The sequence below is a fragment of the Acidisphaera rubrifaciens HS-AP3 genome (genome assembly GCF_000964365.1).
Taxonomy (GTDB): Bacteria; Pseudomonadota; Alphaproteobacteria; order Acetobacterales; family Acetobacteraceae; genus Acidisphaera; species Acidisphaera rubrifaciens.
This window is the reverse complement of the sequence record NZ_BANB01000584.1, coordinates 1-1,288: the sequence shown is the minus strand read 5'-3', so window position 1 is coordinate 1,288 and position 1,288 is coordinate 1. Positions and strand designations below refer to the sequence as shown.

The 1,288-nt window shown below is 72.0% G+C and carries 1 protein-coding gene; it reads left to right on the top strand.

Annotated elements, in window-relative coordinates:
- The coding region (locus tag B8460_RS15005) for a metallophosphoesterase family protein (RefSeq protein WP_158322890.1) at positions 1 to 1,178 on the top strand (1,178 nt) is incomplete at its 5' end.
- Positions 1,179 to 1,288 lie beyond the last annotated feature (110 nt).

Below are 1,288 nucleotides of genomic sequence, written 5' to 3'. Positions count from 1 at the left end.
CGGGCGGCGCGGGCGCGGTGTGTCCCGCCGCCGCCGTGGACGGCACGGCGGTCACCCTCGCGCCGCGCTTCACGCCGGACACCGACTTCCCCGTGCTCGCGTGCGAGGCGTCGGTGCCGACCGGCGGGCAGCAGGCGACGATCGGCGGCGTCCCGCTGAAGATGCCGGTGGCGAAGCCGAAGCGCATCGTGGTGATCGGCGACACCGGCTGCCGCATCAAGGGTTTCGTCGCGCAGGCGTGCAACGACCCGGTCGCCTTTCCGCTGCGCCGCATCGCGACCTATGTCGCGACGCTGAATGCCGACGCGATCGTGCATGTGGGCGACTATTCGTACCGCGAATCGCCGTGTCCCTCGGCGCTCGGCGTGGACTGCACCGGCAGTCCCTACGGGGATAACTGGGCGAGCTGGGATGCCGACTGGTTCACGCCGGCCGCCGCCATCCTCGGCAGCGCGCCGCTCGCCCTCTCGCGCGGCAATCACGAAAGCTGCGCCCGCGCCCGCGCCGGCTGGTTCCGGCTGCTCGATCCGTTTCCCTTCGATGCGGCCGCCGCCGCCTGCACGCGCGGCTCGTCGCATGAGTTCGAGCCGCCCTATGCCGTCGATGTCGGCGGCGCGACCCTGCTGATGTTCGACAGCAGCTTCGCCAACGACGCCAGCCGCTCCAACAGCGGCACGGTCGTCGCGGAATACCGCAAGCAGCTGTCGGCGATCCTGCCCACGCTGTCCGGTCCGGCGATCATGGTCACGCACAAACCGGCCTATGGCCTGTACGGAGCGGGCGCGGGCGGCGTCCTGTCCGGCGGCAACGAGGACGAGCAGGCGCTGTTCACGGGCGGCGTGCCGAAGCCGATCGACCTGCTGCTGGCGGGGCATATCCACAGCTTCCAGGCGGTGGCGCTCACCTCGGCGGACTATGCGCCGCAACTGGTCGTGGGCAACGGCGGCACCGCGCTCGACCGCGTGTTCGTGGCGGGGGACGAGAGCGGCGCGACCTATCAGGTCAGCGCCTCGGACACCGCGACCACCGCCGGCACCGCCGACCTGTCGGAGTTCGGCTTCGCCGTGCTGGACGCGACGGCGACCGGCTATGACGCGACGATCCATGACGTGGACAGCAGCGTGCTCGCTCGGTGCGCGATCGATCTCGCCCAGCGCCGGATGGCCTGCACCCAATGAGACGGCCGGCATGAGCGACGCGGGAGTGCCGCCGCCCGACGGGCTGTCTCCCCATGGGCCACCCCCCCATGGGCCACCCCCCCTGGGGCCGCCTTCTCCCGCCGCGACCG